Source organism: Streptomyces sp. NPDC018029 (genome assembly GCF_044327655.1).
Taxonomy (GTDB): Bacteria; Actinomycetota; Actinomycetes; order Streptomycetales; family Streptomycetaceae; genus Streptomyces.
In genome coordinates, this window is the sequence record NZ_JBIRFV010000001.1 from 869,332 (window position 1) to 892,761 (window position 23,430).

Below are 23,430 nucleotides of genomic sequence, written 5' to 3' on the forward strand. Positions count from 1 at the left end.
TCGTTCGCGGGCAGACACTAGCTTGCCGTTACTTGCCGCGGCAAGTAACGGCAAGCTGGCACCGAGTAGGTCATCTGCCGTCCGTGCACACCGAAGGGCAACCCCGTGACGCAAAAATCGGTCCCTCGCCATTCCTGTGTGGAACTCTGCGCAGGCGCAGGGGGTCAGGCGCTCGGTCTGGAGCGAGCAGGATTCCATCACGAAGCGCTGATTGAACTGGATGCGGATGCATGCCGCACCCTGCTCACCAACCGGCCACCCTGGAATGTTCTGCAGGCAGATGTCCGGTCGCTACACACAGCTCCCCTTACCGGCATGCGGCGGCCTGATCTCCTCGCGGCGGGAGTGCCCTGCCCGCCCTTCTCGCTCGCCGGCCAACAGCTGGGGGCCGACGACGACCGTGATCTCTTCCCGTACGTCCTGTCGCTGACGGCACTGATCAGGCCGCGAGCCATCCTCATTGAGAACGTGAAAGGCCTCCTTCAAAGCAAGTTCTCTGACTATCGGTCCAAGGTGATCCGGGAGCTCTCGGCCCTCGGCTACAGATCGGAGTGGAAACTGCTGTACGCCCGGGATTTCGGAGTCCCCCAACTCCGCCCACGCGCAATCCTCGTAGGCATGGAATCCCACCTCTTCGAACACTTTCAGTGGCCGGATGGCCCTTCTCACGCCGCTGATGCCGCGTTCGTGGGAAACGTCCTTCGCGAATCGATGGCGTCCCGCGGGTGGGAACTGGCGGATCTCTGGGCCGCGCAGGCCCAGAAGATCGCCCCCACCCTGTGTGGCGGCTCCAGGAAACACGGTGGTCCTGATCTCGGCCCTACGCGCGCACGGCAGGCATGGGCGAAGCTAGGCGTAAATGGGTCGAGCGTAGCTGACGCACCCCCTGCCCCAGGTGAGCTACTTCCGGTGAAGCTAACCGTTGGACAGTTGGCCCTCCTGCAAGGATTTCCCCCAGAGTGGGAATTCCAGGGCTGCAAGACATCTACATACCGGCAGGTGGGCAATGCGTTTCCACCACCGGTCGCTGAAGCCATGGGCCGCGTGATCACAGATGCGCTGGATCATGCGGACGGCACGGTTGAGAACGGTTCCATGCCCCAGAGCGGCATAAAGGGTGCCGCAACCGCCGGGAGGAACCGACTGCCGTCACCTCTCACCAAGCCCGGCGTCATTGCGTCCGCAGGCACCGAATAGCGGACGGATTCCCACGCACCGCGCATATCTCGGTCCGCAGGGGCGGCATAGCTCAACCATTCCCTGTCGACGGTCACCACATGGAGGGCTTGCTCTTGGACGCCGATCAAGACGGCCACCAAGAGCCAGTTCTCATCCCGGCACATCACCTCGTATTCGTTGCGAGTGAGGTGAATGACAAGACGTGTAGGGTCAGTTGTGGCTTTGACTTCTAAGTGCGCTACTACGCCGTCACGAGACTCAGCTTCGATGTCATACCCAAGTGCGTCGGAGACAGCGGCGGCATGCACGATTCGTGCCGCATCACCGCGCTTGAGCAACCTCAGGACCGCCACCTCCCCGACTGTCCCAACAATCCGGCGGGCGGCTTCGGCAGACTCGTCCCACTTCATCTGCGCGATCCGGCTCGCCGCTGCGCTGTCCGGGTCTTCGTATCCAGCGACTCGCACCGCGGGTCGGCCGCGCCAATCCAAGAGCCCGGTACGGTGAAGCCACCTGAGGCCAACGGCGTACTGCTCCGGTGTGAGGTCCGCGTAATCCGGATGGTGTGTGAACAAGGTCCTGGCTCGCGGCACATCAGCGATGCGGAGTATCTCCAGCCAGCGAATGGCCGCTCGCCGCGTCCCTTCACCGAGCAGCATGAGAATCAATGTGCCGGAGGAGAGCGCGAACGTCCGCCATGTCCATTCCCGCGGCGAGAGAGGGTTCCTCCTGCAGGTCGGCGAGCTGCTGCACGGACGGATCATCCAGGATCTTGCCCATGAATTCGAGCTTCTCTCCCAGCCGCAAGGCCACCACGTCGTCTATCGTCGCCTCGGCCGCTAGTGCCGTGACCCGTGTTTCTGTTCCAGGAGCAAGTCCAAGTCGATGGATACGGTCGAGACTCTGCAGGAACCGGCCGGCCATAAAGTCACGGTCCACGTACACAGCGTCATGGCAGACCTGGTGAAGGCTGATGCCCTCACCCAGAGTCGCGGGGTTGGAGAGCAGCACATGACAGTCAGGGTCCTCCCTGAACCGCTTGAGCTGCTCCTCACGGTCAGGGGTCCCACCGTGCACCACGGCTGGCTGATAGGCGGCGAAGAGCCGCTCCATTGTGGTGAGGCTACGGACGAACGTCGTCCATACCAGCGTCTTGCGTCCCATAGCTGCGTTCTCCGCCACGATGGTGAGCGCCTCCTGGTATTTCGGAGACAGCTCATAGTCCGGCAGCTGTCTGAGGAGTGCGTACAGGGAGTCGGTCTGCGGCACCTCCAAGGGCGGCACGCGATAGTCGAGGGGCGCGTACCGGCTCTCTCCCTCTAAGAGCAAGGCAGGACTAGTCGCCGCCATAAGCAAGCGCAGCATCGCTTTGCCCAGAGCGTCAAAGTCCTCCCGCCCGGCCTCGGCCCGCGCGGTGTAGCGGCCTACAAGCGCGTCGTACACCTCCCGGTGCAGCGACGGCAGCGCGACGTAACGAATGCGTGTCTCGAAGGGAGGAAGCCCAAGCTCGTTCTTGGTCGTCCGGGTGAACAAGGGTCGCAGCACCGTACTCGCGTGGGCGAGGTCACCGCCGGCCACAGCGTTGGTCACAACCCGGCGGCCGTGTCCCGGCCAGACGAAGGACAGCAGGTTCTCCAGGTCACGGGCCCCATTGGGGGCAGGTGTTCCGGTAAGGATGAGACGTCGGCGCGCCAATGGTCCGAGTGCCATGCAGGCACTGCCATAGATGCCGCGCGCCCCGAGCTTCATGCGGTGCGCCTCGTCGAGGATGATCATTGACGGTGCGCTTCGAAGCCAGGTGGCGAGCCCGGCGAGAGACCGGTCAAGTCGCTCGTAGTTCACGATCAGCACGTCCGTGCCCGGGTCAGGATTGCCCTTCATAACCCTGGCGGCGAGCGGCTCCTTGAAGCACTCCGCACTTTCATAAGCCCAGGATTCATAAGCGGACTTGGGGCTGACGACGAGCAGTCGGCGCACGTCCCCCCGTTCCCGCATCGCGGCGAATACCGCTAGGCCGACACGGGTCTTACCGGCCCCTGGCACGGAGAAGTTCGCACCATGCTGCAGGGACAGAAGACGCGCGATATCCCGCCGCTGGAAGTCGGTGAGATCCGCGCGCCACTCGGGCCCGAGCTCGTCCAGCACAGTGTCTGCCGTTACGGCGGAAGCCGCGTCAGAGTCCTCCAGCCACTGCTCAGCGCGCTCAGCGTCGTCGAGCACACCACCGACAAGGGTTGCCAGCTCCTCTTCCCACTCCACGTCCGGGGAGGGCCAGACGGTCAGCGCCTCAAGTCCGGTGAGGAAGTCATCGAGGTCTACTTCCATTGACAGCAGTGTGCGCTGCCCGGCCGCGGGGAATCGCGCTGCCAGCTTGGCGAAATCGCCTTCCCGTCCTGGCGCTGCACGCAGAACGGCACGTGTGCGTGTGACATCGGAAGCGATTCGCAGAGAGGGTTCCGCGGCCGCTGTCACATGCCCTCCTTCTTGACCGACTCCCGGAGCCACGAAACGCCGTCACCAGGCGCCTTGATGCTGCGCTGCGTCACTACCGCAAGCTTCGTCAGAGTCTCTCGCAGGGTCAGGACCGCCTCGTCGAACGCCTCCTCGTCAAGGCTGCCGGAAGCCTTGGCGAGCGTAAGGTCGGTGATGCACTGCTCGATGTCCTGACAGGCGTCGGTGATGCGGTCCTGTGCCGCTTGCTTGCGCTTGCGGACCCGGGCGTCCTTTCCTGCCGGTTCCAGGGCTTCCTCAACTGCCACGCGCGCAGCACCGAACATCTCAACAGCCGTCTTGCTGCGCTCCGTGAGCAGGCCGTCCTCCGCGGTCTCAACCGCCTTGGCTTTCAGGATCGCATCCGTCAGCGCCTTGGCCTTGGCGACCCTTGGGGCGGCCGGCTTCATGGTGCGGTTGAGCCCCGGGATCGCTACCGCCGCCGGAGCATCGCTCTCTGTCTTCATTGCGTCCGGTAGCTTCTTGTCCAAGTACCTTTCCCTGAAGTCAGGTTCGATCAGCCGTACGTCAGTTTTGGAAAACCCCAGGACGATAGCAGCAAGACGCGTCTCTTTTAGAACCTCCGCGTTGTCTTTGCTCACCTCAGATTCCTTGGCGTATCGACGATACAGCTCACGAAGCTTTTCCTGATGCTGCTCGAAGTCCAACAGCCGCAGCTGCGCTCCGCCATCCTGGGACCGCTCAATCAGGTCACGCAGGCACGAGAGAATCCACAGATCCTGTTCACACGTGCTGGCGCGGATGCGGAACTCCCGGGCCACGTCGGCTAGCGTACGGCCCATGAGGTGCTGCTCCTCCATGGCTAGCAGCCGGTTGATGTACGAGTAGTTACGGCGCTGGTCCGGTCGAAGCTGAAGAGACAGCTCCACCGCATTGATGTCGTCCCAGGTGCACGACTCCGGCAGCACACCCACCCGGATGTTCGCGACTCCCAACTTTTTGAGTGCCGCGCGCCGGGTGTTGCCGTTAACCAGAATGCCCTCACGCGTGATAAGCCCGGGCTCGTTCTGACGGTAGGCGCGGAGGCTCTCCAGCAAGTCATCGAAGTCGGGGTCCCTCTTCGAAGGATCTGCCGGCAGCATTTGCAACAAGTAGTCCAGGTAGTCCTGGCTTGCTGGCGCCCATGGCTCTCGGTCCAATAGCTCGTCCTGCACGGGATCGTGGCTCCGCTGAGCACGGATGCGATGCGTCCCCGGGTTGTAGTAGAGCGACTCCACCGGCATGTCGATGACCTCGACATGCAGTGGCTGCGTCCGCCACTCAACGGTGAGTGTCTCCCGGACTCCATTCCCGCCTGCCATGTCCTTGAGGCGCTGTTCGACCAGCGCCCTGTTTTCCTCCGCTAGCGGCGGCCGGCCGAATTCCTTAGTCACCAAAATCTCCTCAGAAGCGTTCAGGGTTGTTAGTGCTGGCTGGGGCCATGCTCTCTACCTGTGGTAAGACAGCATGGCCCCAGCATCGACGAAAAGTTGCGCCGACTACTCCGCCGGCGGCTTCAGGGCATCACGGACCTTCGCCCTCGACTCTTCGGGAAGCGTGCGGTAATCGGCCCAGAACACCTCTGCCGTACTGAACTCACGCTGGTCCCGCTCCATCCACGCTGAGAGCATCCTGCGGTCCAGGCCGCTGAGACGCTCGACGCGGTCCAGCATCTCGCCCAGGTCCGTCACGGCACCACGCCCACCCACCCGGCAGCGGTTGCACTCGGCTACGAGCTCAGTCTTCTCAGTACCGTTCGACTGCCGCACCACGCGACGAGCGATGTCGATCTGGGCGGACTCGTAGGTGCCGGCGTAGACCTCACCCGGGGCGATGCCACACGACCGGCAGAAGTGTCCGTCCCTTGCCAGCACTTCACGCCGACGGGTCTGAGTGATCGAGGTTCCAGGGCGTGTCCCCTTGCCCGGCTGCCACACCGGTTCCCCCTGCTTGACGAAGCGCTGTTCATGCTGACCCAGGGAAGCGTCCTCGCGGTTCGTGTCGATCTGCCAGCCGTGATCCCGGAGATCACGGACCCGGCGATCAGCCTGGCTGACCCCCGGGAACGCCGCCTTCACGTCTTCCTTGGTGAAGACGTTCCCCTCGCCCACGACGGTCACCAGCCACAGGCCGGCACGCTTCATCGTGCCGAGCTTCGTGTCCGTCCACGACGGCATGTCCACCTCGTACTCCTCACGTCAGGTCTTTTCGTCCCCACCGAAGCCAGCGGTCAGCTCGGTTGTGGCCAGCACTAGGACCCTGACGCAGAGACGCCCGCAAAATCCATACCGATCGCGGAATTGCGGCAGTGCAAGATGTTGCACCACCGCAATCGACGAAATTTCTATTCGACCTGGTTGTGGCCAGAGCAGTATGGAAGGTCTACGCAAACTTCCAGCATCGGCAGCGAAGGGCTGGCATGACCAAGAGACCCGTACGCAGGTTCACCCAACGCGGTGGGCCTGCACCGAGAATCAGGAAGGCGTTCTTCTCTGCCTTCAGCGAGACCGTGGAGGCCGTCGACCTCCCCCACAAGGTGATCGCGAGCAGAGCGGCTGTGGGTCTGTCCACCATCTCTTGTTACAAGGGCGAGCGGGTACCGGGGGAGCCAGAGACGCTGGAGCGCATCTACAAGGTCCTGAAGGAGGAAGCGCAGGCAGTCAACAGGAGGCTGCCGCACTCCTTGCCGCACCTGCTCGCTTTGCGTACGGCTGCCACGGTGGAGAAGACCGACCCCGAGGCCGCCGCGGTGGTCCTCGCTTCTCTGCTGCGGGGGCCGGCTTCCGAGGCTTGGTTACGCAGCCGTAAGAGGCGCATGCTGCACGCCCGCAGGAAAGCCGCACGTCTGTCGGCACGGTTTGAGGTGCCGGTCCCCCGGCAGACAGGGGACCGGCACCTCGCCACGGACACACATGCCGCCGACATCGCCGACTACCTCAGCCACGTGGCGGCAGGCCGGTTCCGCCATGCGCAATTCATCGCCTGGATGATGGGAAACAACCTCAGTCCCGATGAGTTCCCGCCCACCGTCGCCTCGTTCCGGGTTGCCGGAGCGGAGGACGGGATCGAGGCGATGCTCAATGCCGCCGCGCAGCGCGATGACGTGCGGGGGACTGTCAACATCGCCCTGGCTCTTCTCGGCACGGGTCAAGTCAAGGATGCCCGGACCATATTGGCTTCCCTAGGCACCTCTCCGACCTCATAGCTCTGCTCGTGCCGGCAGGCATCAGGGGCCTATGCAGCTTCGGCCTCCGCCTCAAAGTGCACCAGCGCCCGCTCAACCGTCTCCTCCGGATCCCCTCCCTGCGCCACCAGCCAATGGAGCAGGTCCGCGATGACGTCCGGGACCGACTCCTCGAGAACCGCGGCGGTGGGTGCCGCCGCGGTCGTCGTTTCGGCCACGCGCCGGTACTCCTCCAGCACCAGCGCGCCCCGCCGCACCCGCATGCAATGGCGTGCCGGTTCGAGGGAGAGTTCGCACCACACGGCCTTCCCGGTCGCCGTGAGGAGCGTGCCCCACTCCTCGCACAGGGAAGCCAGGAGGTGGAGACCTCGCCCGCATTCCTCTTCGCCGCACACGGCGCTCAGCGTCGGCACGGCACGGCTCCCGTCGTGCACCTCTACGCGGAGGCGGTCCCCGCGTGGTTCGAGTACCAGCGTCGCCGACGCGCCCTCACCGACGTGCTTGATGACGTTCGACGCCAACTCGGTCGCGATCAGTGCGACCTCGTCGGCGACGTCCCGCGCACCCCAGTGCTCCAAGTTGTGCTTCACCACCTTGCGGAGCAGGTGGAGTTCGGCCGGCGCGGCCTCGAATGGCAGGACGCAGCGCAGCCGCCGTTCGCCCTTGTCGTACATAGGCATGGAGAGACTCCCTCTCAGGCCACGCAGCGCTGCGCCCGCCGTATTCGTACGGCTACACCGCGTAGTGAACTGCTGCGAGCATGGCACGGAGAAGTCTCGCTATGTAACTTCTCACGAGAATCCTTCGAGTGAACGTGATGGAAGGCCAACTGCGCGGCCACTTAGCCTGGTTGCGGCCTCTTGGCCGGACGCCCGGCCTCCGAGGAGGAGCCACATGTCACTACGGACCACCACTCGCCGACGCCAGCTCGGCGCCATGATGCGGAAGCTGCGCGCCCGGAAGGGCATGACCCTTGAGGAGGCCGGCGCCCTCGTCGGGGTGTCGAAGGCAACGGTCAGCCGGTACGAGACACAGGCCGGGCCGGTCAAGTGGCTTGTGGTCGAAGCACTTTGCCGCGAGTACGCGGCATCCGATGCCGAACGTCGCGCGGCTGTGGCGCTCGCAAAGGACGCCAAACAGCAAGGGTGGTGGAGTTCGTTCACCGACTCGATTCCGGAGAGCATGAACCTCTTGCTCACGCTGGAGGACGAGGCAGTCCGAGAAGACCACTTCTCTTGCGTGTACGTGCCTGGGCTACTGCAGACCCGCGCTTACAGCACCGCGGTCCAGCAAGCCAACGAAGTACGCTTGGCCCCAGCCGAGATCGAACGCCTCGTAGACATCCGCATGAAGCGACAGGAAGTCCTTACCCGGCCGACTGCCCCGCACCTGTGGGCGGTCCTCGACGAGTCCGTCATCCGTCGCGTCGTCGGCTCTCCGGCGGCCATGAAGGAACAGCTCGGCCGTCTCCTCGAAGCGAATGAATCACCTGGCATCACGCTTCAAGTGCTGCCCTTCTCCAAAGGGGCCCACTGCGCCGCCCTCGGCAGCTTCGTGATCCTCGGTGGCACCGAGCCAGCGCTGGACGTCGTGTACGTCGACCTCCACACCGGATCACTCTTCCTGGAGAAAGACGAGGAACTGGAGCGCTACCGGCTTGCGTTCGACTACCTCCGCGCACAAGCGTTGGACATGGAAGCCTCCTCCTCCATGATTCAACGCGTCCGCAAGGAGCTGTAATGCCTGCCGTCACCCCCTTTTCTCCCTCGGCCCTCACGTGGTTCAAGTCCTCCTACAGCGGAGGCAACACCACCGAGTGCGTAGAGGCTGCTTTCCTTGCCGGCGGTGTCCTCATACGCGATTCCAAGCAAGCCGACGGGCCGCGCCTCCTCGTCTCCTCCGCGGCTTGGGTCCAGTTCCTCACGGGCGCTGCCGAGCGGCTCTGACGGTAGGTCCGTGGCGGTGACACAGTTCTCGGCCCTCGTGCGGCACGGTCATGTATGAGACCGGCTCAGCCGTCAACCATATAGTCATGGGCGGCGCGCGCCGCAGCCGCGACACCGTACGAGGAGGAGGCCCCCCTTGCCTTACGCCCCCGAGCAGGACCAAGACCGCAAGTTCCTGGACATGGCCGTCGCCAACTCTCGGCGCTCGCTCGAGGAGGGCAGCAGCAAGAAGCCCTTCGGGGCCGTCGTCGTCATGGGTGGGGACGTGGTGGGGGTCGGGAGCAACTCTGTCGTCGAGTCATGTGATGCGACTGCTCATGCTGAGGTCAATGCCCTGCGCGACGCGGGGCAGCGGCTCGGGACGTATCTCTTGGAGGGCGCCACGCTGTACTCCAGTTGCGAGCCCTGTCCCATGTGTCTCACCGCCTGTTACTGGGCGGGGATCAGTCGTCTCGTCTACGCCGCCGACCGGCACGACGCCGCCCGCAACGGGCACCCGGACCTGCAGTTCTATCGGGAGCTGGCGCTGCCCAACAGGGAGCGGCGGTTGTTGGACGAGGTTCCCGTCGAAGGGGAGGTCCGGTCCGACGCGGTCGGGGTGCTCGCCGCGTGGGCCGCCGAGCAGCCGGAGCCGGTCGAGCCGAAGCTTTGAGGGTGCCAGCCTGAGCCGAAGCTCTGAGGGGGCCGGCCGCCGCCTCATTGCTCCGCGTTAGCCTCGTCCGTAGACAGACAATGTGGGTGTAATACCGAGAGGCGGATAAATCATGGCAAGGATTCCGGCGGCAGTCGTGGCTGCGAGTGGGCTGGTCGGGGGGTACGCCACCGCCCGGTTCACCAAGAAGCGGCCCCTCGGGGGCGCCGTGCTCGCCGCCGCGGGAGTCGTCGCCGCTCGGCAGTGGCGCGAGGCCGCCGGCGCGAAGACCGCCGCCGCGCTCAGCGCGGCCTACGTCGCCGGGTTCGCCGGGTCGCATCCTCTCGCCAAGAAGGTGGGCGCCTGGCCCGCCGTGTTCGGCGTTGCGGGTGGGGTCGGGGTCGCCTCCTGGGTCCTCGCCGATCGCCGTAGTTGAGGGGAGGGGGAGGGCACGGGTGCTGCGGCCCAGCCCTGCCTCAGGCGTTGCGGCGGGCCGCGCTCCTCGCCACTCCCGCCGTCACCAACACCCCCACCCCCATCACCAGCGTGCAGAACGCCCACGCCAGTGGCCACGCGTTCGCGTCCTGCGCGGGGTGGGAGTCGAAGGAGACGTACATCAGCGTCGCCGGTGGGGCCGCCACCACCAGTAGCGTCCATGCAAGGCGGTCTCTGATGCCGAAGTAGGCCGCGAGGGTCAGGAGCGACAGGGCCAGGAGCACTGCGCCTGACGTCGTCACCGGGGTCGTTTCGTTGAGTGCGCCCGCGGTTTCCGCGCGGTTGCGCAGGTCCCAAGGGAGGCACGCCACGTATGCCGTGGCCGCCAGCGCCGCGCCCAGGAGGCGGGTCGCGTATCTGGGGAGCGGTGCCGTGTGCCGGAGCGGTATCAGCGTCGCGTTCATGTGTACGACGGTGCCGTCCCGGCCGCGTGGCACGACAGAGTACGCGTACTCATTCCTGGAGCGCCTGGGAAGGGCTGAGCTCTCGGCCCCTCCGGCATTTCCGAAGTGGGGCCTAGCCGCGGAACGTTGATCTGTACGTCGCCGGTGACACCCCCACCCCCGCCACGAAGTGCGCCCTCAGCGACGCCGCCGTGCCGAAGCCCGCCTCCGTCGCCACCCGGTCCACCGTGTGGTCCGTGGATTCGAGGAGTTCCCGCGCGCGGTCGACCCTCCGCTGCGTCAGCCACTGCATCGGCGTCAGGCCCGTCTCCTCGCGGAAGCGGCGGTTGAACGTGCGTACGCTCATCGAGGCCCTGGCGGCCAGCTCACCCAGCGTCAGCGGGTCGGACAGGTGCTCCTCCGCCCACGCCCGCGCCGCGCTCGTCGTCGATGACGACTCCCGGACCGGAACCGGGCGTTGGATGTACTGCGCCTGGCCGCCCTCCCTGTGCGGCGGCACCACCGTGCGGCGTGCCACGTCCGCCGCCACCGCCGCGCCGTGGTCCCCGCGGATCATGTGGAGGCACAGGTCCACGCCCGCCGCCTCCCCCGCCGAGGTGAGGATCCGGCCCTCGTCCACGTACAGGACATCGGGGTCGACCGTCACCGAGGGGAACGTACGGGCGAACAAGTCCGCCGACAACCAGTGCGTCGTCGCCCTGCGGCCGTCGAGCAGACCCGCCGCCGCCAGGACGAACGCTCCCGTGCAGATCGACGCCAGCCTCGCCCCTGACGCCGATTCCAGTGCCCGTGCCAGCGGTGCCGGCAGGCCGCCCGGGGGCAGTTGCTCGTCCTCCTCGTGCGAGGCGGGCACGATCACCGTGTCCGCCCAGGCCAGCGCCTCCGGGCCGTGCGGTGCGCCCACCGGGAAGTCCGCGTCCGTGCGGATCATGCCCGGACCCGTCACCGCGCACGTCCGCACCTCGTACAGCCGCTCCCCCGCCGGGCCCCGCGCGCCCCCGAACAACTGGTGCACCAGGCCCAGTTCCATGGGCAGTACGCCGTCTCGTACGAGCACCGCCACCCCGTGCGTCCCGGAACTCATGGCCATGAGAAGAACCTAGCGGCCCCTCACTTCCCCGCCGGCGCCGCCGTCGCCGACAGGGGTGTCGCGATGTCCTCAAGGGACCTCCGCTCCGCCCGCACCGCAAGCGCCGCCGCCACCAGGCCCGCCGCGCACATCAGGCCCGCGCCGATCTGGAAGGCCAGGACCGTGTCGCCGACGACGCCCGACTCGGTCAGCTTGGCGAAGATCAGGGGGCCGCTGATACCGCCGGCCGCCGTGCCCACCGCGTAGAAGAAGGCGATGGCCATGGCACGCGTCTCCATCGGGAAGATCTCCGAGACCGTGAGGTACGCGCTGCTCGCACCCGCCGAGGCGAAGAACAGGACCACGCACCAGCAGGCCGTGAGCGTCGCCGCGCTCAGCGAGCCGCGGTCGAAGAGCCAGGCCGTGGCGAAGAGGAGGAGGCCGGAGAGGATGTATGTGGAAGAGATCATGATGCGGCGGCCGACCGTGTCGAAGAGCTTGCCGAGGAAGAGCGGGCCGAGGAAGTTGCCCGCCGCGATGACGGCGAAGTAGTAGCCGGTGCTGCCCGACGGGACGTCGTAGAACTTGGTCAGGATCGCGCCGAAGCCGAACGTGATCGCGTTGTAGAGGAACGCCTGGCCGATGAAGAGGGACAGGCCGAGGGTCGCGCGCTTCGGGTAGTCGCGGAACACCGTCTTGGCGATGAGGCCGAAGCCGATGCTCTTGCGCTGGTGGATGGTGATCTCGCGGTCGGGCGGTGGCAGCGGCTCGCCCTTCTCCTCCTCGATCTCCCGTTCCACCGACGAGACGAGTTCCTCCGCCTTCTCCCCGTGGCCGTGGATCAGCTGCCAGCGCGGGCTCTCCGGGACGTGGCGGCGTACGAGGAGGATCACCAGGCCGAGTACGACGCCGAGGGCGAAGGTCAGCCGCCAGCCCAGGTCCTTCGGGAAGATGCTCGTGTTGAGCATGACGACCGAGAGCAGCGAGCCGCCGATCGCGCCCAGCCAGTAGCTGCCGTTGATGATCAGGTCGACGCGGCCCCGGTACTTGGACGGGATGAGCTCGTCGATGGCCGAGTTGATCGCCGCGTACTCCCCGCCGATGCCGAAGCCGGTCAGGAACCGGAAGAGGAAGAACCACCAGGCGTCGAAGGAGAGCGCGGTGAGGGCCGTGGCGCCGAGGTACACCGCGAGGGTGACCATGAAGAGCTTCTTGCGGCCGTACTTGTCGGTGAGGCGCCCGAAGAACAGCGCCCCGGCGCAGGCGCCCGCCACGTAGAGGGCCGCGGCGAGGCCGGTGACCTGGGCCGAGCTGATCGCCAGACCGCTGCCCTCCTCGGAGAGGCGGCTCGCGATGTTGCCGACGGTGGTGACTTCGAGGCCGTCCAGGATCCAGACCGTGCCGAGGCCGATCACGATCATCCAGTGCCAGCGGGACCAGGGCAGCCGGTCCAGGCGGGCGGGGACGGCGGTGGTGACGGTGTTGCCCGAGCCCTCTTGGTCACGCGGTTCCGCGGGCGTGGACGACGCGGTCATGGCGGGTGACTCCTTCCGCTGCAGCCACGTCGCCGGACGCGGGACGCGTTACGCCGGTCGCGTTGCGCCGGACGCGTTACGCGGGACACGGGCTGCGACCCCGCGCCACCGGGCGACGGCCACCTCGACGCCGAGGGGCTCCTCCAGAGTGCCCAGCGAACCCCCGATCACGCTCGCCGACCCGCGTCGAGCCCCCTGAGGCGTACGCCTGAGACGTACGCCTGAGCCGTACGCCTGAGACGTGCGCCCACGCCCCCGCCCGGCAGCCGCTACGCCCCCAGCAGCCGCGACACCGTATAGATCGCGAGCCCCGCCAGGGAGCCGACCACCGTGCCGTTGATCCGGATGAACTGCAGGTCACGGCCGATGTGCGCCTCGATCTTCTTCGAGGTGTGCTCGGCGTCCCAGCCGGCCACGGTGTCGCTGATGAGCGAGGTGATCTCGTCGCGGTACGTCGTCACCACGTACACCGCGGCGCCCTCGACCCAGCCGTCGACCTTCTGCTGGAGCCGGCCGTCCTTCGCCATCCGCGCGCCGAGCGACAGCAGCGACGCCCGCACGCGCAGCCGCAGCTCGCTGCGCTCGTCCTCCGCCGCGGCCACGATCATGGCGCGCACGGCCGACCAGGCGGAGGCGATGAGGTCCTGCACCTCACCGCGTCCGAGGACCTCGCGCTTCAGCCGCTCCACGCGCTCCCGCGTGTCCGAGTCGGACTGCAGGTCGGCGGCGAAGTCGGCGAGGAACCGGTCGACGGCGCCCCGCGCCGGGTGCCCCGGCATGTCCCGCATCTCGGTGACGAAGCGGAGCAGTTCCTTGTAGACCCGCTCGCCGACCCGCTTGTCGACGAACCGCGGCGTCCAGCCGGGCGCCCCGCCCTGCACCGCGTCCATCACCGAGTCGCCGTGCTCGACGAGCCAGTCGTGCGCGCGTACGCACACGAGGTCGACGACCCGCTTGTGGCCGCCGTCCGCGACGACCTTCTCCAGCATCTTGCCCATGCCCGGGGCGATCTCCTGGGCGTCGGCCCGCCGCGTGATGGCCTCGCCGACGACGGCCTGCACGTCCGAGTCGCGCAGCACGGTCAGCGCGCCGCGCAGGGCCGTGGCCAGTTCGGCGGTCACCCGGTCGGCGTGTTCGGGCTGCGCGAGCCAGGTGCCGAGGCGGCTGCCGATGCCGACCGCGCGCAGGCGGCCTCGTACGACATCGGCGGAGAGGAAGTTCTCCCCCACGAAGTCGCCCAGGGAGGCGCCCAGCTGGTCCTTCTTGTTCGGGATGATCGCCGTGTGCGGGATGGGCAGGCCGAGCGGGTGACGGAAGAGCGCCGTGACCGCGAACCAGTCGGCGAGCGCGCCGACCATGCCCGCCTCGGCCGCCGCGGCGACATACCCCGCCCAGGCGCCCGCTCCGGAGTGCTGCGCCCACTTCGCGAGTACGTAGACGACGGCGACCAGGACGAGCAGTCCCGTCGCCGTGATCTTCATGCGGCGGACGCCCCGGCGCTTCTCCTCGTCGGCGGGGCTGTAGGCGAGGCCGCCGAGGCCACCCTTCATGGGCCCCACGGGTTTCCGTACGGGCCCCTTTGGGCCATTTGTGGGGCTATCGGCGCCGAAAGCGCCGTCCCGCCTGGTCGAACCCTCCGCATTTGTGCGTTCCACTCACTCCACCCGGCCCGTTCGCGTCGTCCTCGTCCGCACTGCTCCCCTGCCACTGTTCCCCTGCCGCCGTTCTCATGCCCTGTGTTCTACGTCCCTTCTGACCTACTCCTGGAACGAACGACAAGTTCCCGGCGTCTGAAAGAGCGGAGGGGGGCACTGTCGGCCGTCTCCCGGCCCATGCCGCATCATGGGGTGATCACACCGGAGCCTCGGGGCTCCCCCTGCCCGAGGAGAAAGAGCCCGCATGACCAAGCGACACGGTTATGCCCTTCTCGCCGCGGTTCTCGCGGTCATAGTGGTGATTTCAGGCGCCATATACATCGGCGTCTCCGGCACGGACGACGGCTCGCAGGACACCATCAGCGCCGGCGGCCGCAACCCCCGCAACTCCGCCGCACCCGCCTCCTCCGGCATCTGGGTCGGCTCCTGGTCCGCCTCGCCCGCGGGGTCCGAACCGGGCACGGCACAGAAGGGGTTCGCCGGCCGCTCGATCCGCAATGTGGTGCACACCAGCGTCGGCGGCACCAGCGCCCGCGTCACCCTTTCGAACCTGTACGGGACCACACCGCTCAGCATCACGCACGCCTCGATCGCCCTCGCCTCCGCGTCGAACAGCCCCGCCGCGGCGGCCGGCACGCTGCGCAGGCTCACTTTCAACGGCAACACGTCGGTGGTGATCCCGCCGGGCGCCCAGGTGATGAGCGACGCGGCGCGGCTGCGCGTCCCGCACGACGCGGACCTGCTCGTCACGACGTACTCGCCGACCCCGTCCGGCCCGGTCACCTACCACCCGCACGCGCGCCAGATCAGCTACGTCGCGGAGGGCGACCGCACCGAGGACCAGCTGGGCGACGCGTACACCGAGCAGAGCCCGTACTGGCGCTACCTCTCCGCGGTGGACGTCCTCAGCAACGAGACCGACGGCACCGTCGTCGTCTTCGGCGACTCCATCACCGACGGCATCTCGTCCACGATGGGGGCCAACCGGCGCTGGACCGACGTCCTCGCCGACCGGCTGCGCACCGAGTCGGGCGCGCCCCGCTACGGCGTCGCCAACCAGGGCATCAGCGGCAACCGCATCCTCTCCGACGGGAACGGCAACCCCGCCGTCAACCCGAGCGGGCTCTCCCGCTTCGACCGGGACGTGCTGGACCGGACCGGCGTCAAGGCCGTGGTCATCGCGCTCGGCGTCAACGACATCCTGCGCAACCCGCACCAGAACGATCCCGACCGGATCGTCGAGGGGCTGCGCGAGCTGACGCGGCAGGCGCATACGCGGGGGCTGCGGGTCGTCGGGGCGACGCTGATGCCGTTCGGGGGGCACCGGGGGTACGAGCCCGCCCTGGAGGACGTGCGCCAGGCCGTCAACGCGGAGATCCGCTCCGGGAAGGTCTTCGACGAGGTCGTCGACTTCGACCGGGCGTTGCGGGATCCGTACGATCCGCGGAGGCTGCGGAAGCAGTATGACTCCGGGGATCATTTGCATCCGTCCGATGCGGGGTTCCGCCGGATGGCGGAGACGTTCAATCTGTCTGACCTGAAGGGGTCGGCTGCGGCTGAGCTCTGATTTCCCTGAGCTCTGATTTCCCGGGGGCTCCGGGGGCGGGGATTTGTCTGCGGGTCGGTTGTGGCTGGTCGCGCAGTTCCCCGCGCCCCTGGGCTAGACGGGGTGCTCGGTGCCTCGACCGCGGGTCGACCGGGCTGGGGTTGCGCAGTTCCCCGCGCCCCTGAGGGGCGCGGCCCTATGCGCGGTTCTCTTTGCGGGACTCCTTGCGTTGGAGTTTTTGTCTGCGGCGTTCTTCCTTCAGGCGGAGTTTTTCGGCCTTGCGGATTTTTCGGTCGACGCCTACGCCGCCCATCAGGGCGAAACCCTTGACCACGACGCGTGGTGAGTCGGGCGTGCCCTCGCCGGTCGCCCTGTCGTCGAAACCGCCCATGATGCCGAAGCCCTTGACGACGACGGTCATCTCGGGCGGCACGGTGACCTGCAGGCCGCCCATGATCGTGAAGCAGCGGATCTCGACGTCGCGCTCCGTGAACCGTGCCTCGCGCAGGTCGATGTCGCCGCCGCCCCACAGCGCGAACCCGGTGAACTGCCGGCCGACCACCCAGCCGCCCTTGCGGCTGAACCCGCTCCAGATGGCGATCCCGACGGTCGACGTCGGTTCGCCGGTCGTCATCCGCTCGGCCCAGTCGATGGCGGCGGGGTTGTCGCCGGCCGGCCGCTTCACCATGGACACCTTGGCGCCGTGCGAGGGCAGGTCGCGGGTGAGGGGCTCAAGCTCCCCGTACGTACGGGCCTTGTACGTCGCGTCCAGGCGCTCCTCGAACTCCGTCATGTCGAGGCGGCCCTCGGCCATCGCGTCCCGGAGCTGTTCGGCCACCCGCTCGCGGTCGGCGTCCGATGCCCGCAGGTCGGGGAGGGCCGGCCGGTCGGGGATGCCGGGCAGGTCGGTGAGGTCGTCACTCATAAATCAGAAGCCTACGAGGTCGGCTTCTCGGCGTACATCTTCGCGATGACCGCCTCGATGTCCGGTTCCCTGACCGAGAGATCGGCCAGCGGATAGCGTGCCGCGATCCGCGCGACAAGCGGAGCCGCCGACTCCGCCGCCGGGAAGGCGAGCCACTGCCGCGGCCCCTCCACCTTCACCACCCGTGCCGACTCCGATTCGACCTCGATCGGCGGGAGTTCGCGTTCGAAGTCGACCACCAGCGTGCGCTCGCTCTCGCCCACCTCGTGCAGGCCCGCCAGCGGACCGTCGTACATCAGACGCCCGTGGTCGATCACCATCACCCGCTTGCAGAGCTGCTCGATGTCGGTCAGGTCGTGGGTGGTGAGGAGGACCGTCGTCCCCGCCTCCTCGTTCAAGTCGCGCAGGAAACCACGGACCTTCGCCTTGCTGATGACGTCGAGGCCGATCGTCGGCTCGTCCAGGTACAGCACCTCGGGGTCGTGCAGCAGCGCCGCCGCGATATCGCCGCGCATCCGCTGGCCGAGGGAGAGCTGGCGTACCGGGACGTCCAACAGGGCGGAGAGCTCCAGGAGTTCCACGCAGCGGTCGAGGTTCTCGGCGTAACGGGCGTCCGGGATGCGGTACATGCGGTGCATCAGGCGGTACGAGTCGATCAGCGGCAGGTCCCACCAGAGCGTCGTGCGCTGGCCGAAGACGACGCCGATGCGGCGGGCGAGCTTCGCGCGCTCCCGCGACGGGTCGATGCCCGCCACCCGCAGGCGGCCGCCGCTCGGTGTGAGGATGCCCGTCAGCATCTTGATCGTCGTCGACTTGCCCGCGCCGTTCGGGCCGATGTAGCCGACCATCTCGCCGCGCGGCACGGTGAAGGAGATGTTGTCCACGGCCCGCACCTGGTGCCGCTCGCGCCGCAGGAAGCCCGTCTTCCTGCGTACGTCGAAGACCTTCTCGACGCCGTCCAGCTCGATGAGGTCCGTCCGGTCTGTGGGCAGGTCCGTCAGGTCTGTGTGCAAGGCGGTTCAGCTTCCTGTGCTGCGGTACGAACGGAGACCGGTGCGCCAGGCGAGGCCGGCGAGCGCGAGGCACCCCGCGGCCACCAGCGGCGGCGTGAACGCCACCCACGTCGGCAGGTCCAGCGGATAGGGCCGCCCGAGGACGTACAGCGCGGGCAGCCAGTTGACGAAGGCGAGCGGCAGGACGAAGGTGACGCCGCGCACCAGGTCCTTGGCGAAGACGGTCGGCGGGTACTGGAGCAGGGTCGTACCGCCGTACGTGAAGGCGTTCTGCACCTCGGCCGCGTCCTGCGCCAGGAACTGGAAGGCGCCGCCCGCCACGAACACGGCCCCGAAGATGCCCGCCCCGCTCAGCAGCATCAGCGGCACCATCAGGACCTTCAGCGGCGTCCAGTCGATGTCCAGGGCCACGAGCGCGTACGCGAGGACCAGCGCGCCCTGCGTGAGGCGGCCGATCCTGTGCAGCCCGAAGCGGTCGGCGGCGACCTGCGCGATGACCGGGGCGGGCCGCACCAGGAGCGTGTCGAGCGTGCCGTCGCGCACCCGTCTGCCGAGCCGGTCCATGGACCCGATGGCCAGGTCGGCGAGGCCGAACGCGGTGCACGATGCGCCGTACAGGAACGCGATCTCGGAGAGCGAGTAGCCGCCGAGCCTGTCCACCTGGGAGAACATCAGCAGGATGGCCACGAAGTCGAACGCGGTCACCGCGAAGTTGCCGAGCGCCGTCATCGCGAACGACACGCGGTAGGCCATGAGGGAGCGGATCCACATGGCGGAGATCAGCCGGTAGGCACGCAGCCCCTCCCGGGCCTGTCGCAGGTCAGCCACCCTGGACCACCACCCGTCGCGTGGCCACGCCCTGCAGCAGCCGTCCGGCCGTGAGCAGCGCCGCCGCCCAGCCGAGCTGGAAGGCGTACGTCCGCAGCAGCCCGGCGCCCGAGTACTCCCCGAGGAACACATCGGCGGGCACCTGGAGCAGCGCCGACCAGGGCAGCGCGCGGGCGAACTCGCCGAGCGCGCCGGGGAAGACGTTCAGCGGGAGGAGCATCCCGGAGAAGAAGGTGCCGGCGAGCATCGCCACCTGGGTGGTGCCGGCGCCGTCCATCAGCCAGAAGGCGGAGAGCGCCACCAGGAATCGGATCGCGAAGCTGACCACCGTGCCGAGCAGGACGGCGACCAGGAACGCCAGCCAGCCCAGCGCGTCCGGGGGCAGCGTCAGGTCGAAGACGAGCGCGCCGAAGATCATCGGTACGATCCCCCGCCCGAGCAGCTGGAAGGCGGCCCGGCCGAGGTCAGTGGCGAGCCACCAGGCCTGGAGGTCGGCGGGCCGGTAGAGGTCGACGGCGATGTCCCCGGTGCGGATGCGCTCGATCAGTTCGTTCTCGAAGCCGCCGCCCATCAGCGCCATCGCCGTCAGGAGGCCCTGGCCGAGCCAGACGTAGGTGAGCGCCTGCGACTGGTCGTAGCCGCCGAGCCCCGGCCGCTCGTCCCAGAGCGCCACATAGGTGTAGGCGAGAATGAGGCCGAAGACCGTATTGGTGAACACCCCGGCAGCCGTCGCCACCCGGTACGTGGCGTACCTGCGGAAGCTCCCTCCGGTGACGGCCGCGTACAAACGGAACCGTCCTGCACGCACGAGCATCCCTTTCACCGTGGGCTTCGTCCCGAACCGGGCCAAAGCGCTGGAGCCTAGTGCGATCGGGGTCGCTCGTGCCAGGCATTTTCGGCGTGGGGGCGCGTGCCTGGTCATGAAGGTGTGTGAGCAGGGTGTGCAATGGGGTGGCTATGGGGTTGCCATGGGGTTTACGAGGCGTGCTGGATGTACGACGCTAACCGGGAGTTCCGCAAGACATGAGTGACGAGCCGCAGCAGCAAGGTCCTGCCGGGCAGCAGGATCCTGCCGGGCGCCGGGGCTGGAAGCCCCGTGAGCCGCAGGACACGCCCGAGGACGCGGCGACCGCCGACGACGCCACGCCCCCCGCCGACACGCCCCCTGCCGAGGCGATCCCCGCGGCCTCCAAAGCCTCCACGGCCTCCGCGGCCTCTGAAGTCTCTGCGGCCTCCATGGCCTCTGAAGCCTCCGCAGACTCCGGCGACGGCCCGAAAGCCAAGAAGGCCAAGAAGCCCAAGCGTCCCAAGCGCAAGGGCTGGCGGCGGATCTTCCCGACCTGGCGCATGGTCCTCGGAGGCTTCATCCTGATCGTCCTGCTGTGCGTCGGCGGCTTCATGGCGGGCTACATGCTGGTCGACATCCCGCCGGCGAACGCCGCGGCCACCAAGCAGAGCAACGTCTACCTGTACTCCGACGGCACCCAGATCGCCCGCGACGGCGAGGTCAACCGCGAGAAGGTGCCTCTCAAGCAGGTCCCGCTCACCGTCCAGCACGCCGTGCTCGCCGCCGAGGACCGCGACTTCTACGGCGAGTCCGCGGTCGACCCGAAGGCGATGATCCGCGCGGCCTGGAACACGGTCACCGGCAAGGGCAAGCAGTCCGGCTCCACGATCACCCAGCAGTACGTGAAGAACTACTACCTGGGCCAGGAGCAGACGGTCACCCGCAAGGTGAAGGAGTTCTTCATCTCGATCAAGCTGGACCGCGAGGTGAGCAAGAACGACATCCTCGAGGGCTACCTCAACACCAGCTACTTCGGCCGCAACGCGTACGGCGTGCAGGCCGCAGCCCAGGCCTACTACGGCAAGAACGTCCAGGACCTCACGGTCGGCCAGGGCGCCTACCTCGCCACCCTCCTCAACTCCCCCAACGCCTACGACGTCGCCACGCACCCCGAGAACAAGCAGCGCGCCGCGGGCCGCTGGAACTACGTCCTGGACGGCATGGTCAAGGAGGGCTGGCTCAGCAAGGCCGACCGGGCGAAGACGAAGTTTCCGATGCCCGACGAGGCCAAGGGCGCGGCCGGCCTGTCCGGGCAGCGCGGCTATGTGGTGAAGGCCGTCGAGGACTACCTCATGGCCAACAAGATCATCGACGAGGACACCCTCGCCAAGGGCGGCTACCGCATCACCACGACCCTCCAGAAGGACCGCCAGGACGCCTTCAAGAAGGCCGTCGACGAGCAGGTCATGTCGAAGGTCGACAAGGACGCCCGCAAGGTCGACCGCAACGTCCGCGCGGGCGGCGCCTCCATCGACCCGGCCACCGGCAAGGTCGTCGCCATGTACGGGGGCATCGACTACACCAAGCAGTACGTCAACAACGCGACCCGCCGCGACTACCAGGTCGGATCCACGTTCAAGCCGTTCGTCTTCACCTCGGCGGTGGAGAACGGCTCGGTCACCCAGGACGGCCGGCCGATCACCCCGAACACCGTCTACGACGGCACCAACAAGCGCCCCGTCCAGGGCTGGAGCGGCGGCACGTACGCCCCCGAGAACGAGGACCACGTCAACTACGGCGACATCACCGTCCGCACCGCCACCGACAAGTCCGTGAACTCGGTGTACGCGCAGATGGCCGTCGACGTCGGCTCCGACAAGGTCAAGGACACCGCCGTCGCCCTCGGCGTCCCGAGGACCACCCCGGACCTCACCGCGTCCCCGTCGATCGCGCTCGGCCCGTCCACCGCGAGCGTCCTCGACATGACCGAGGCGTACGCGACGCTGGCGAACCACGGCAAGCACGGCACGTACACGCTCGTCGAGAAGATCACCAAGAACGGCGACGAGATCACGCTGCCGGAGCCGAAGACCCGGCAGGCCGTGAGCCGCGAGGCCGCCGACACCACCACCTCGATCCTGCAGAGCGTCGTCCAGGGCGGCACCGGTACGGCGGCACAGGGCGCGGGCCGGCCGGCCGCGGGCAAGACCGGCACCGCGGAGAACGACACGGCGGCCTGGTTCGCGGGCTACACCCCCGACCTCGCCACGGTCGTCGCGGTGATGGGCCAGGACCCCGAGACCGGCGCCCACACCCCGCTGTACGGCGCGCTCGGCGAGCCCCGCATCAACGGCGGCGGCTACCCGGCCCGCGTCTGGGCCGAGTTCACCAAGGACGCCCTGGAGGGCAAGCCCGTCAAGGACTTCGACCTGGAGCTGGAGCAGGGCGCCGACGTGCCCGAGGTGCCCGACCCGACGACCGGCGGCACCGACGAGCCCGGCACCGGCGGCACCACGGACGGCGGCGCCACCACCGGCGGCGGACAGGACACCGGCGGCGCCACCACGGGCGGCCAGGACACCGGCGGAGGCGCCACCACGGGCGGCCAGGACGGCGGCGGCCAGACGGGCGGTCAGACCGGTGGGCAGGACGGGGGCCAGACGGGTGACCAGACCGGCGGCCAGGACCCGGGCGGAGCCGCCGACGGGGGCGCCGCCGACGGCGGACCGACCGACGGCGGCGCCCAGGGCGGGCCGACGGGTGGCGGCACCGACACCGGAGGAGGAGCGGTGGACGGCGGCACGGACGACGGCGGGGCGCTCGGCGGCCTCACGGACGGCTAGCGGACACCGCTGGCGGCCCGGGCCCCCGAGGCCGGCGGCCCCTTCTAGTGGCCCGAGGTCGCCTTCAGGCCGACCACGGCCACCAGCAGCAGACAGACGAAGAAGATCCGGGCGGCGGTGACCGGCTCACCCAGGATCACCATGCCGAGCACCGCCGCACCGGCCGCGCCGATGCCGACCCACACGCCGTACGCCGTACCGATGGGCAGCGTCTTGGCGGCCTGTGACAGGAGCATCATGCTGGCGACGATGCCCACGCCCGTGAACAGGCTGGGCCACAGCCGCGTGAAGCCGTCCGTGTACTTCATCCCGATCGACCAGCCCACTTCGAGCAGTCCGGCGACGATCAACAGAACCCAGGCCATGACGGCACCTCCGACGAGTAGAAACGCTCAGCGCGTTACCTGATGGGGGTGCGTCGTCTTTGCGATAACCCGGTACGGCGCGTCTCGTCGGGGTCCTTCCAAGGTAGCAAAGCCCATGGCTAAGGGCTGGTGACGATGGTCACCAGCCCTTCACGTCATAGGTCCCTCACCCGGGCGTCCGCTACAGGTACAGGCCCGTCGAGTCCTCCGACCCCTCGAACCGGTCGGCGGCCACGGCGTGCAGATCGCGCTCGCGCATCAGGACGTAGGCCACGCCCCGCACCTCGACCTCGGCGCGGTCCTCCGGGTCGTACAGGACCCGGTCGCCCGTCTCGACCGTCCGGACGTTCTGCCCGACCGCGACCACCTCGGCCCAGGCGAGCCGCCGGCCGACGGCCGCGGTCGCGGGGATCAGGATGCCGCCGCCGGAGCGCCGCTCGCCCTCGCTGGTGTCCTGCCGCACGAGCACGCGGTCGTGCAGCATGCGAATGGGCAGCTTGTCGTCGTGGGTCTGGGAGGTCTTCTCGCTCACGAC

At 68.1% G+C, this 23,430-nt stretch carries 22 protein-coding genes, 1 pseudogene and 1 riboswitch; of the genes and pseudogenes, 8 read left to right on the forward strand and 15 right to left on the reverse strand.

Translation table 11 applies throughout. The annotated features are described in order from the left end of the window. Positions 1 to 138: 138 nt before the first annotated feature. A pseudogene (locus tag ACH4D5_RS03800) lies at positions 139 to 1,038 on the forward strand (DNA cytosine methyltransferase); the annotation flags it as partial. A 26-nt stretch (positions 1,039 to 1,064) separates the two neighbouring features. Here ACH4D5_RS03800 and ACH4D5_RS03805 read toward each other — a convergent pair. The 4 genes from ACH4D5_RS03805 to ACH4D5_RS03820 all read right to left on the reverse strand — a co-directional run bounded on the left by ACH4D5_RS03805 (position 1,065) and on the right by ACH4D5_RS03820 (position 5,852). After that, entirely contained in the window at positions 1,065 to 1,838 is a 774-nt protein-coding gene (locus ACH4D5_RS03805) for a DUF3883 domain-containing protein (protein WP_398298175.1), read from the reverse strand. After that, the gene (locus ACH4D5_RS03810; RefSeq protein WP_398298177.1) at positions 1,825 to 3,651 is read right to left on the reverse strand and encodes a DEAD/DEAH box helicase; all 1,827 of its coding nucleotides are present in this window, start codon (positions 3,649 to 3,651) and stop codon (positions 1,825 to 1,827) included. The genes ACH4D5_RS03805 and ACH4D5_RS03810 overlap by 14 nt, the downstream gene beginning before the upstream one ends. Continuing rightward, positions 3,648 to 5,063, reverse strand: a complete 1,416-nt coding sequence (locus ACH4D5_RS03815; protein WP_398298179.1) for a transcriptional regulator — start codon at positions 5,061 to 5,063, stop codon at positions 3,648 to 3,650. The genes ACH4D5_RS03810 and ACH4D5_RS03815 overlap by 4 nt, the downstream gene beginning before the upstream one ends. A gap of 105 nt (positions 5,064 to 5,168) precedes the next feature. Beyond that, positions 5,169 to 5,852: a hypothetical protein gene (locus ACH4D5_RS03820; RefSeq protein ID WP_398298181.1), complete on the reverse strand. Its 684-nt coding sequence runs from the start codon at positions 5,850 to 5,852 to the stop codon at positions 5,169 to 5,171. 326 nt (positions 5,853 to 6,178) lie between these two features. On the opposite strand from ACH4D5_RS03820, the gene ACH4D5_RS03825 reads away from it, so the two are divergent. Further along, the gene (locus ACH4D5_RS03825; protein ID WP_398298183.1) at positions 6,179 to 6,874 is read left to right on the forward strand and encodes a hypothetical protein; all 696 of its coding nucleotides are present in this window, start codon (positions 6,179 to 6,181) and stop codon (positions 6,872 to 6,874) included. Between the two features lie 29 nt (positions 6,875 to 6,903). On the opposite strand, the gene ACH4D5_RS03830 is transcribed toward ACH4D5_RS03825, so the two are convergent. Next, positions 6,904 to 7,533 (reverse strand): ATP-binding protein, encoded by a 630-nt coding sequence (locus tag ACH4D5_RS03830; RefSeq protein WP_398298185.1) that lies wholly within the window; start codon positions 7,531 to 7,533, stop codon positions 6,904 to 6,906. Positions 7,534 to 7,747: 214 nt separating this feature from the next. On the opposite strand from ACH4D5_RS03830, the gene ACH4D5_RS03835 reads away from it, so the two are divergent. From ACH4D5_RS03835 to ACH4D5_RS03850, 4 genes are all read left to right on the forward strand, one after another. Next, a complete protein-coding gene (locus ACH4D5_RS03835; protein WP_398298187.1) occupies positions 7,748 to 8,593 on the forward strand; it encodes a helix-turn-helix domain-containing protein in 846 nt (281 codons plus the stop codon). Next, positions 8,593 to 8,799, forward strand: a complete 207-nt coding sequence (locus ACH4D5_RS03840) for a DUF397 domain-containing protein (protein WP_398298189.1) — start codon at positions 8,593 to 8,595, stop codon at positions 8,797 to 8,799. Before ACH4D5_RS03835 ends, ACH4D5_RS03840 begins: the two co-directional genes overlap by 1 nt. A gap of 136 nt (positions 8,800 to 8,935) precedes the next feature. Next, the gene (locus ACH4D5_RS03845) at positions 8,936 to 9,451 is read left to right on the forward strand and encodes a nucleoside deaminase (protein WP_398298191.1); all 516 of its coding nucleotides are present in this window, start codon (positions 8,936 to 8,938) and stop codon (positions 9,449 to 9,451) included. Positions 9,452 to 9,563: 112 nt separating this feature from the next. After that, complete coding sequence (locus ACH4D5_RS03850) at positions 9,564 to 9,866, forward strand: hypothetical protein (RefSeq protein WP_398298193.1); 303 nt, start codon at positions 9,564 to 9,566, stop codon at positions 9,864 to 9,866. Between the two features lie 40 nt (positions 9,867 to 9,906). On the opposite strand, the gene ACH4D5_RS03855 is transcribed toward ACH4D5_RS03850, so the two are convergent. The 4 genes from ACH4D5_RS03855 to ACH4D5_RS03870 all read right to left on the reverse strand — a co-directional run bounded on the left by ACH4D5_RS03855 (position 9,907) and on the right by ACH4D5_RS03870 (position 14,483). Further along, positions 9,907 to 10,329, reverse strand: a complete 423-nt coding sequence (locus ACH4D5_RS03855; protein ID WP_398298195.1) for a hypothetical protein — start codon at positions 10,327 to 10,329, stop codon at positions 9,907 to 9,909. Positions 10,330 to 10,441: 112 nt separating this feature from the next. Next, complete coding sequence (locus ACH4D5_RS03860) at positions 10,442 to 11,419, reverse strand: GlxA family transcriptional regulator (protein ID WP_398298197.1); 978 nt, start codon at positions 11,417 to 11,419, stop codon at positions 10,442 to 10,444. Between the two features lie 20 nt (positions 11,420 to 11,439). Continuing rightward, a complete protein-coding gene (locus tag ACH4D5_RS03865; protein WP_398298199.1) occupies positions 11,440 to 12,933 on the reverse strand; it encodes an MFS transporter in 1,494 nt (497 codons plus the stop codon). Positions 12,934 to 13,202: 269 nt separating this feature from the next. After that, entirely contained in the window at positions 13,203 to 14,483 is a 1,281-nt protein-coding gene (locus ACH4D5_RS03870) for a DUF445 domain-containing protein (RefSeq protein ID WP_398298537.1), read from the reverse strand. Positions 14,484 to 14,832: 349 nt separating this feature from the next. On the opposite strand from ACH4D5_RS03870, the gene ACH4D5_RS03875 reads away from it, so the two are divergent. Next, positions 14,833 to 16,155, forward strand: coding sequence for an SGNH/GDSL hydrolase family protein (locus ACH4D5_RS03875; RefSeq protein WP_398298201.1), 1,323 nt, complete (start codon positions 14,833 to 14,835; stop codon positions 16,153 to 16,155). Positions 16,156 to 16,330: 175 nt separating this feature from the next. On the opposite strand, the gene ACH4D5_RS03880 is transcribed toward ACH4D5_RS03875, so the two are convergent. The 4 genes from ACH4D5_RS03880 to ACH4D5_RS03895 are packed head-to-tail and all read right to left on the reverse strand — an operon-like array spanning position 16,331 to position 19,714. Further along, complete coding sequence (locus ACH4D5_RS03880) at positions 16,331 to 17,059, reverse strand: DUF1707 domain-containing protein (RefSeq protein WP_398298203.1); 729 nt, start codon at positions 17,057 to 17,059, stop codon at positions 16,331 to 16,333. 11 nt (positions 17,060 to 17,070) lie between these two features. After that, complete coding sequence (locus ACH4D5_RS03885) at positions 17,071 to 18,072, reverse strand: ATP-binding cassette domain-containing protein (protein ID WP_398298205.1); 1,002 nt, start codon at positions 18,070 to 18,072, stop codon at positions 17,071 to 17,073. 6 nt (positions 18,073 to 18,078) lie between these two features. Further along, the gene (locus ACH4D5_RS03890) at positions 18,079 to 18,900 is read right to left on the reverse strand and encodes an ABC transporter permease (RefSeq protein ID WP_398298207.1); all 822 of its coding nucleotides are present in this window, start codon (positions 18,898 to 18,900) and stop codon (positions 18,079 to 18,081) included. Next, positions 18,893 to 19,714 carry an ABC transporter permease gene (locus ACH4D5_RS03895; RefSeq protein ID WP_398298209.1) on the reverse strand — a complete coding sequence of 274 codons (822 nt, stop codon included), beginning with the start codon at positions 19,712 to 19,714 and terminating at the stop codon, positions 18,893 to 18,895. Before ACH4D5_RS03895 ends, ACH4D5_RS03890 begins: the two co-directional genes overlap by 8 nt. Before the next feature lie 209 nt (positions 19,715 to 19,923). Here ACH4D5_RS03895 and ACH4D5_RS03900 point away from each other — a divergent pair, with 209 nt between their 5' ends. After that, positions 19,924 to 22,530 (forward strand): transglycosylase domain-containing protein, encoded by a 2,607-nt coding sequence (locus ACH4D5_RS03900; protein ID WP_398298211.1) that lies wholly within the window; start codon positions 19,924 to 19,926, stop codon positions 22,528 to 22,530. Positions 22,531 to 22,574: 44 nt separating this feature from the next. Here the strand turns inward: ACH4D5_RS03900 and ACH4D5_RS03905 are convergent, their stop codons facing one another. Then, on the reverse strand, positions 22,575 to 22,895 hold the full coding sequence (locus tag ACH4D5_RS03905) for a multidrug efflux SMR transporter (RefSeq protein ID WP_361166116.1): 321 nt from the start codon (positions 22,893 to 22,895) through the stop codon (positions 22,575 to 22,577). A 47-nt stretch (positions 22,896 to 22,942) separates the two neighbouring features. Beyond that, positions 22,943 to 23,004: riboswitch (guanidine-III (ykkC-III) riboswitch) on the reverse strand. A gap of 72 nt (positions 23,005 to 23,076) precedes the next feature. Further along, positions 23,077 to 23,379, reverse strand: coding sequence for a co-chaperone GroES (locus tag ACH4D5_RS03910; RefSeq protein ID WP_237695642.1), 303 nt, complete (start codon positions 23,377 to 23,379; stop codon positions 23,077 to 23,079). Between the last annotated feature and the right edge of the window lie 51 nt (positions 23,380 to 23,430).

Coding starts and splice junctions, on each gene's coding strand:
- ACH4D5_RS03805 (WP_398298175.1), bottom strand. CDS start 1,838: ATGCTGCTCGGTGAAGGGACGCGGCGAGCGGCCATTCGCTGGCTGGAG.
- ACH4D5_RS03830 (WP_398298185.1), bottom strand. CDS start 7,533: ATGCCTATGTACGACAAGGGCGAACGGCGGCTGCGCTGCGTCCTGCCA.
- ACH4D5_RS03835 (WP_398298187.1), top strand. CDS start 7,748: ATGTCACTACGGACCACCACTCGCCGACGCCAGCTCGGCGCCATGATG.
- ACH4D5_RS03840 (WP_398298189.1), top strand. CDS start 8,593: ATGCCTGCCGTCACCCCCTTTTCTCCCTCGGCCCTCACGTGGTTCAAG.
- ACH4D5_RS03850 (WP_398298193.1), top strand. CDS start 9,564: ATGGCAAGGATTCCGGCGGCAGTCGTGGCTGCGAGTGGGCTGGTCGGG.
- ACH4D5_RS03855 (WP_398298195.1), bottom strand. CDS start 10,329: ATGAACGCGACGCTGATACCGCTCCGGCACACGGCACCGCTCCCCAGA.
- ACH4D5_RS03860 (WP_398298197.1), bottom strand. CDS start 11,419: ATGGCCATGAGTTCCGGGACGCACGGGGTGGCGGTGCTCGTACGAGAC.
- ACH4D5_RS03865 (WP_398298199.1), bottom strand. CDS start 12,933: ATGACCGCGTCGTCCACGCCCGCGGAACCGCGTGACCAAGAGGGCTCG.
- ACH4D5_RS03870 (WP_398298537.1), bottom strand. CDS start 14,483: ATGAAGGGTGGCCTCGGCGGCCTCGCCTACAGCCCCGCCGACGAGGAG.
- ACH4D5_RS03875 (WP_398298201.1), top strand. CDS start 14,833: ATGACCAAGCGACACGGTTATGCCCTTCTCGCCGCGGTTCTCGCGGTC.
- ACH4D5_RS03880 (WP_398298203.1), bottom strand. CDS start 17,059: ATGAGTGACGACCTCACCGACCTGCCCGGCATCCCCGACCGGCCGGCC.
- ACH4D5_RS03895 (WP_398298209.1), bottom strand. CDS start 19,714: ATGCTCGTGCGTGCAGGACGGTTCCGTTTGTACGCGGCCGTCACCGGA.
- ACH4D5_RS03900 (WP_398298211.1), top strand. CDS start 19,924: ATGAGTGACGAGCCGCAGCAGCAAGGTCCTGCCGGGCAGCAGGATCCT.
- ACH4D5_RS03905 (WP_361166116.1), bottom strand. CDS start 22,895: ATGGCCTGGGTTCTGTTGATCGTCGCCGGACTGCTCGAAGTGGGCTGG.
- ACH4D5_RS03910 (WP_237695642.1), bottom strand. CDS start 23,379: ATGCTGCACGACCGCGTGCTCGTGCGGCAGGACACCAGCGAGGGCGAG.